This window comes from Anaerolineae bacterium (assembly GCA_014360855.1).
Classification (GTDB): Bacteria; Chloroflexota; Anaerolineae; order JACIWP01; family JACIWP01; genus JACIWP01.
Genome location: JACIWP010000174.1, coordinates 1 through 6,974, shown reverse-complemented (window position 1 = coordinate 6,974; position 6,974 = coordinate 1). Strand labels below are relative to the sequence as shown.

Annotated in this window: 8 protein-coding genes; 1 reads left to right on the top strand and 7 read right to left on the bottom strand. The window is 65.0% G+C overall.

The window, feature by feature from the left end; all coding sequences use genetic code 11:
• From H5T60_10030 to H5T60_10000, 7 genes are all read right to left on the bottom strand, one after another.
• Positions 1 to 270: glycosyltransferase (locus H5T60_10030; GenBank protein MBC7242768.1), on the bottom strand; the 270-nt coding region annotated here is incomplete at its 3' end.
• A gap of 22 nt (positions 271 to 292) precedes the next feature.
• Complete coding sequence (locus tag H5T60_10025) at positions 293 to 1,324, bottom strand: glycosyltransferase family 2 protein (GenBank protein ID MBC7242767.1); 1,032 nt, start codon at positions 1,322 to 1,324, stop codon at positions 293 to 295.
• Complete coding sequence (locus H5T60_10020; protein ID MBC7242766.1) at positions 1,321 to 2,310, bottom strand: polyprenyl synthetase family protein; 990 nt, start codon at positions 2,308 to 2,310, stop codon at positions 1,321 to 1,323. The genes H5T60_10025 and H5T60_10020 overlap by 4 nt, the downstream gene beginning before the upstream one ends.
• 35 nt (positions 2,311 to 2,345) lie before the next feature.
• The gene (locus H5T60_10015) at positions 2,346 to 3,122 is read right to left on the bottom strand and encodes a TatD family hydrolase (GenBank protein ID MBC7242765.1); all 777 of its coding nucleotides are present in this window, start codon (positions 3,120 to 3,122) and stop codon (positions 2,346 to 2,348) included.
• 8 nt (positions 3,123 to 3,130) lie between these two features.
• Positions 3,131 to 4,576, bottom strand: coding sequence for a phosphoglucomutase/phosphomannomutase family protein (locus H5T60_10010; protein MBC7242764.1), 1,446 nt, complete (start codon positions 4,574 to 4,576; stop codon positions 3,131 to 3,133).
• A 19-nt stretch (positions 4,577 to 4,595) separates the two neighbouring features.
• Complete coding sequence (gene gmd / locus H5T60_10005; protein ID MBC7242763.1) at positions 4,596 to 5,573, bottom strand: GDP-mannose 4,6-dehydratase; 978 nt, start codon at positions 5,571 to 5,573, stop codon at positions 4,596 to 4,598.
• 3 nt (positions 5,574 to 5,576) lie between these two features.
• Complete coding sequence (locus tag H5T60_10000; protein ID MBC7242762.1) at positions 5,577 to 6,545, bottom strand: GDP-mannose 4,6-dehydratase; 969 nt, start codon at positions 6,543 to 6,545, stop codon at positions 5,577 to 5,579.
• A gap of 199 nt (positions 6,546 to 6,744) precedes the next feature.
• On the opposite strand from H5T60_10000, the gene H5T60_09995 reads away from it, so the two are divergent.
• A partial coding sequence (locus H5T60_09995) for a hypothetical protein (protein ID MBC7242761.1) occupies positions 6,745 to 6,974 on the top strand: 230 nt, incomplete at its 3' end.

The window sequence follows — 6,974 nt, the reverse complement described above, 5'->3', positions numbered from 1 at the left end:
GCCGTAGGCGGCGGTCTGGTACTGGATGTTCACCACGTCCGGCCGGCTTTCCTCGAACAGCCGGCGGGCGGTCTTCCAGAATCCCCAGTTCCAGCGGGACACCTCTGCCCGCACCGAACAGCCCTGGCAGGCCGCGCCGGCGGCCTGCTGTGACGTCAGCACCATCACCTGATGGCCCTTCGCCGCCATGGCTTCCGCCAATCGCCAGGTGAAGTCGCCGACCCCGCCCTGCATGGGGGGAAACTCGCCGCTGATCAAGCAGATGCGCACGCCTTATCCCTCCCGCCATTCCTCAATCCAGGTGTGCATGGGGCAGCGCGCCGGCCGGCGCCGGCAGGGATGCCGGCCGCAGTCCGGAGCGCAGGACCCGGGCATAGGCCCGCATACGCGCCATCCGCATGGGCCGTTTATGGCCCAGGAGCGCCTTCACCCCCTCCACGCACCATTCCCAGGCGAAGCACGCCAGCAGGAACCCGCGCAGGATTTCGCCGCGCCGCCGGCCGAACCATTTGCGGAAGAACTCCACCTTGCTGGTGTGGAACAGGATCAGCCGCTCCGCGGCCACCTGGCCGCTGGACTGCGCCTCATGGTGAATCACCGCCGCTTCCGGGAAATAGACCAGGGGCCAGCCGGCCTGGCGCATGCGCCAGGCATAGTCCAGCTCCTCGGAATACATGAAGAAGCGCTCGTCCAGCAGTCCCACGCGCTCCACCACCTCGCGCCGCAGGAGCAGGCAGGCCCCCACCAGCCAGTCCACGGCATGGGGCTGGTCATCGGGCACATCGGCCATATGGTAGCGCTGAAGGAGCCGGGCATGCGGGAACCAGCGCTGGAGGGGGGTGCTCTCCACAAAGGCTGTCGCATAGGTGGGGAAGCGCCGGCGCGAGGACTGCCGCCGGCCGTCGGGGAAACGCAGTTGCGGCCCCAGCCCCCCGATGTCCGGGTGGGCGTCCATGTAGGCCAGCATGGCTGGCAGAGCATCTCCCACAATCTCGGTATCCGGGTTCAGGAGGAGGATATAGCGGCCGCGAGCGAGGCGGAGGGCCTGATTATTGGCGCGCGTGAAGCCGGCGTTCTCCGTATTGGCGATCAACTGCACCCAGGGGAACTCCGAGCGCACCATCTCCGCGGTGGCATCCTGCGAGGCGTTGTCCACCACGATGACCTCGTACGGGCGGGGGCCGTGGGCCGGCAGGCCGCCCATGCTGGCAGTGATGGAGCCCAGACAGCGCCGCAGGAGCTCCCGCACGTTCCAGCTTACAATAATGATGGAAAGGTCAGCGTCAGCGGATGAGGCATGTGCGGAGGCAGTGGTCTCATTCATACGTCGCGGTCAAGCAAGGCGGTGACCAACGCCAGCAGATAGCGCTTCTCCTCGACATCGGGGAGCGGGGCCAGGGCCTGGCGGGCGCGTTCGGCGAACTGGCCGGCCTCGCGCCGGCAGTCCTCCACCGCCGGCGAAGAGCGGATATCCTCCACGATCTCGGCAATGGCGCGCTCTCGCTCCGCCGGCTCCGCCTGCAGGGCGCGCTCCAGGCGCTCCCGTTCGTCCGGGTAATGACGCAGGAAATAGTACACCGGCAGGGTGACGATGCCCTGGCGCAGGTCACTGCCGGTCGGTTTGCCCAGCCGGCGCTCGTCACCGACGATATCCAGCAGATCGTCCTGGATCTGGAAGGACATGCCCAGGTTCTTCCCGTATTCCCGCAGTGCCTGGATGGTGGCCGCGTCGGCGCCGCTGAGGGTAGCGCCGGCTTCCGTGGAAGCGGCGAACAGCGAGGCGGTCTTGCTGAAGATGCGCCGGTAGTAGCTCTCCAGGTCCTGGTCCAGGTGATAGGCGCCGAAGAGCTGATACAGCTCCCCCTCGCAGATGGTCATCAGCGTCTCGGCAAAGATGGTGACGACGCGGGTATTCTCGGTTTCCGCGGCGAACTTGGCGGCGCGAGCGAAAAGGTAATCGCCGGCCAGCACCGTGGCGGACGCCGGCCAGGTGGCGTTGAGGGTGCGCCGGCCGCGCCGCACCGTCGCCCCATCAATCAGGTCATCATGCACCAGCGTGGCCGTGTGCAGGGTCTCCACCGAGGCCGCCAGGGAGATGACCCGTTCCAGCGGCGCGCCGGGGTGAATGCGCGAGGCAAAGATGACCAGTGCCGGCCGCAGGCGCTTGCCGCCGCTGTCCAGCAAATTGCGGAGGCCCTGCCCCAGGGGCAGGAACATCTCGTCCACCCCTTCGCGCAGTTTCTCCTCCACCAGGAGTAACGTCGGTTGGATCGTCGCCAGAATGTCTTTTACCGCCAGCTCCACAGGCACTCCTTCATACGACAAGTATTCCCAGTCCAGGCAGTTTATGCCGGCAGTCGGAACAGCCGGCGAGCATTCTCCGTCGTCAGCCGGGCAATTTCCTCCGCCGGCCGCTGGCATAGAGATGCCATCTTTTCGACTACCAACGGCAGGTAGGCCGGCTCATTGCGCTGACCCCGATATGGGTGCGGCGCCAGGTATGGGCAGTCGGTCTCCACCACCAGCCGCTCCAGCGGCAACTGCGGGAGCATGGCCGGCAGACGGCGCGCGTTGGTGAAAGTTACCGGCCCCCCGATGGCGATATAGCCGCCCAGTTTCAGCACGCGCTGCGCGATCCCCAGGTCGCCCGAAAAGGCGTGGAAAAGTATCGGCAGGTCATGCCCTTCCGCGCGCCATTGTCCCAGTATGGCCAGCACATCCTCATGGGCGTCGCGGTCATGGATGATGACCGGCAGACCCAGTTCCGCGGCCAGCGCCAACTGCCGGCGGAACGCCGCCTGCTGGATGGGCCGCGGCGACAGGTCGCGGTAGTAGTCCAGCCCGATCTCGCCGATGGCGACCACGCGCGGGTGCTGGGCCAGCCGGCGCAGTTCCTGCCAGGCATCGTCCGTCAGACTGCTCGCCTCATGGGGATGAATCCCCACGGCGGCGAAAATCCCCGGGTGCGATTCGGCCAAGGCGATTGCCCGCCGGCTCGATTCCAGGTCGGCTCCCGGGTTGATGATATACGCCACGCCGGCCTCCCGGGCCCGCCGGATCACCTCCTCGCGATCGGCGTCGAAATCGTCGAAGTCCAGATGGGCATGGGTATCCACCAACATAGCGGCCGCTATTTCCTGGGCGCCTGCAGGCCGGCCAGGGCCAGGCCCTCTTCCAGGATTTTCTGCACCTTATCCTGGTGCGTGGTCTCCGTGTACACCCGGATGATAGGCTCCGTGCCGGAGAAACGGATGAGCAGCCATCCGCCGTCCTCCAGGTGGAAGCGGAAACCGTCGGTGGTGTCGAGACTGCGGACGGCCAGGCCGGCGATCTGGGTCGGGTGGGCCTCTCGCACGCGCGCCACCACCTCGTCGCGCCGCTCCGGCGGGAACGGCACGTCAATGCGGTCATAGTAATGCGGCCCCACCTGGGCATACAGATATTCGATCAGCTCCGAGGGTTTCTTGCCCAGCTTGACCATCAGGTCCAGGATAAAGAGGCCGGCCAGGATGCCGTCGCGCTCCGGGATATGGCCCTTGAAGCCAAAGCCGCCGCTCTCCTCGCCGCCCATGATGGCGTCCGTTTCCAGCATCTTGGGCCCCACATATTTGAACCCCACCGGGGTCTCGTACACCGGCAGGCCGTATTTCTCCGCCAGCTTATAGGCCATCACCGTGGTGGTCAGGGTCTTGACGATGGGGCCGCGCATGCCGCGCACCTCCAGCAGGTAGAGCAGGAGCAGGGCATAGACCTGGAGCTGATTGATGAAGACACCCCGTTCGTCCATGACCCCAATGCGGTCGGCATCGCCGTCGTTGGCCAGTCCCACATCGGCCCGATGCTCCAGAATGGCGTTGCGCAGGATATGGAGGTTGTGGTCAATCGGCTCCGGGTTGTGCATGCCCGGGAAAATGGGGTTGCGGAAGCCGTTGACCTGGATGACCTGGGTCCGGCCGCCGGCCAGCAGTTTGGGGAAATAATCAATGCCGGCGCCGTACATCGGGTCCACCACGATCTTCAGGCCGGCATCCTTGATGGCCTGGATGTCCACCAGCTTGTGGAGCTGGGCCATATAGGCCGGCTCGGGATCGAACAGCTCCACCAATCCCTTATCGAGGGCCTCCTGCAGGGGCATGGGAGTGACCGGCCGGCCCTCGGCCTGGATGGCGGCGATGCGCTCCTCCAGCGCGGCGATGACCTCGGGCGAGGCGGAGCCGGCGTATTCCGGCTTGTATTTGTAGCCGTTCCAGATGCCGGGGTTGTGGCTGGCGGTGATGACCACCGCGCCGGCGGCCTGGCGGTCCAGGATGGAGAACGAAATGGTCGGGGTGGGCGCCGGCCGGTCGCACAAATAGGCCTTGATGCCCTCGGAGGCCACAACGGTGGCCACGGCCTCGGCAAAGCGCTCCGACTGGAAGCGGGTGTCGTAGCCCACCACCAGCCCGCGGCCGGCCATGCCGGTGTCATGCAGGTAGCGCGCAGTCGCTTTAGCGCAGATGCGCACGTTCTCAAAGGTGTAATCCTCGGCGATAATGGCTCGCCATCCGTCGGTGCCGAATTTGATGCGAGTAGTCATGGGGGTTCCTCCGCTGGTGTTATTTCAGGGTACTGCGCAGGCGTTCCAGATCGGCCTCGACCATCATCTGCACCAGCTCCTGGAAGTTTACCGTGGGCCGCCAGCCCAGCTTGGCGTGGGCTTTGCTGGCATCGCCCACCAGCAGGTCCACCTCCGCCGGCCGGAAGTACTGCGGGTCCACGCGCACAAAGTCGCGATAATCCAATCCCACGTAGCTGAAAGCCACCTCGCACAGCTCGCGCACCGAATGGGTCTCTCCCGTGGCGATGACGTAGTCATCCGGCTCGTCCTGCTGAAGCATGAGCCACATGGCGCGCACGTAGTCGCCGGCGTACCCCCAGTCGCGCCGCGCCTCCAGGTTGCCCAGGCGCAGTTCGTTGTCCAGCCCCAGCTTGATGCGTGCCACGCCGTACGAGACCTTGCGCGTGACGAATTCCAGCCCCCGCCGCGGGCTTTCATGGTTGAACAGGATGCCGGAGCAGGCGAACAGGTTGTAGCTCTCGCGGTAATTCACGGTGATCCAATGGCCGTAGACCTTCGCCACGCCGTAGGGACTGCGCGGGTAAAAGGGCGTCTGCTCGTTCTGCGGCACCTCGCGCACCTTGCCGAACATCTCCGAACTGGAGGCCTGATAGAAGCGGATGCTCGGGTCCACGATGCGGATGGCGTCCAGCATGCGGGTGACGCCCAGGGCGGTGCACTCACCGGTGAGCACCGGCTGTTGGAAAGAGGTGGGCACGAAGGACTGCGCGGCCAGGTTGTAGACCTCGTGCGGCCGGCACTGCTGGAGGATCTGGATCAGCGACACCTGGTCCAGCAGGTCTCCCTGCACCAGCTCGATTTTATCCTGAATATGCTGAATACGCTCGAAGTTCACCGTGCTGGTGCGGCGCACCATGCCGAAGACACGGTATCCCTTTTCGAGCAGAAATTCCGCCAGGTACGAGCCGTCCTGGCCGGTGATGCCTGTGATCAAGGCTCTTCGTTGTTCGGACATCGCTTACTGCCTCTCCAGGGATTTACGGACTTCCGCTCTCCAATAGTCCAGGATATCTTTCAGGCTCTGTTCGAAGGGTATTTCCGGTTTCCAGCCCGTCCGGGCGTGGAACTTGCTGAAGTCGGCGCGGATGCAGGGAATGTCCACCGGGCGGGCCTGGGCGGGGGATTCCTCACAGCGCAGAGGGATGGTGCTCAGGCGCAGGAGGCCTTCCAACAGCTCGCGGATGGAGCGCGCCTGTCCCGAACCGATGTTGTAGACCTCGCCGGCCTCCCCCTTGACCACCGCCAGGTAATAGGCGCGCACCACATCGCGCACATCGCTGAAGTCGCGGCTCACGTCCAGGTTGCCGACGCGGATGACTGGCTCGCGCCGGCCGGCTTCCGCCTCCGCAATCTGATGGGCGAAATCAGGCGCCACGAATCCCAGGCGCTGGCGCGGGCCAATGTGATTGAACGGGCGCACCCGCACCACATCCAGGCCGTAGCTCAAATGGTACTGCAGGCCCAGCATATCCTGAGTGATCTTGCTGACGGCGTACGGGTTGAGGGGGCGGAAGGGCTGTTCCTCGCGGATGGGAAGCTCCTCCGGCTGGACCAACCCGTACTCCTCGCCCGAGCCGACCACCAGCAGGCGCGCCGGCAGGTTCAGCCGGCGCACGCCTTCCAGCACGTTCAACTGCATGCGGATATTCGTTTCCAGTGTCTGCCAGGGGTCCTGATGGGAACGGGCGGTGAGGGACTGGGCGGCCAGGTGGAAGATGCAGTCCGGACGGTATTCTTCCAGCACCGCCTGCGCCTCTTCGGGGCGCGACAAATCGGCGCGGAACAGGCATACCCGTGACCGCAGATGTTCGATGTGGTCTGGCTGATGATAGAATGTGCCTGCCACTTCCCAGGCCGGCACTTCCAGCAGGTATTCCGCCAGGTGGCTTCCCACGAAGCCGGTGATGCCGGTGATGAGCGCCTTCAATACCGCCCCCTGCCGCCAAAGACCCTCTGACAACCTTATTGGACACGGCGCATTATACCCCAAGATGGGCGCGAAGGCAAAGAATAAGGGGCGTATGCCGGCGACCGTTGCAGTGCGGAGCGGGCCGTTTTCCAAATTTTCCAAAATGCTATACAATTATCCCGCATGCCGGCATTCTCAAAAGGGAGGAACTCATATCATGCCAGTGATTCGCGACATCCCGGTGCGCATTGACCCCAAGGAAGTCCTGCGCCGGCAGGCGAGGGAGAACCCGCCGCCGGCCGTCCTGGAAGCCACCCAGTGGGCCATCGCGCGCGCCTATGAATTGATCGAGCCGGCCCTGGCCTATAACGTCCTGGAAAGCAAAGGGGTCGAGGGCGAGGAGCTGGTGCTGGAGGGGAATATCCGCATCCGGCTGGGCAAGCGGGC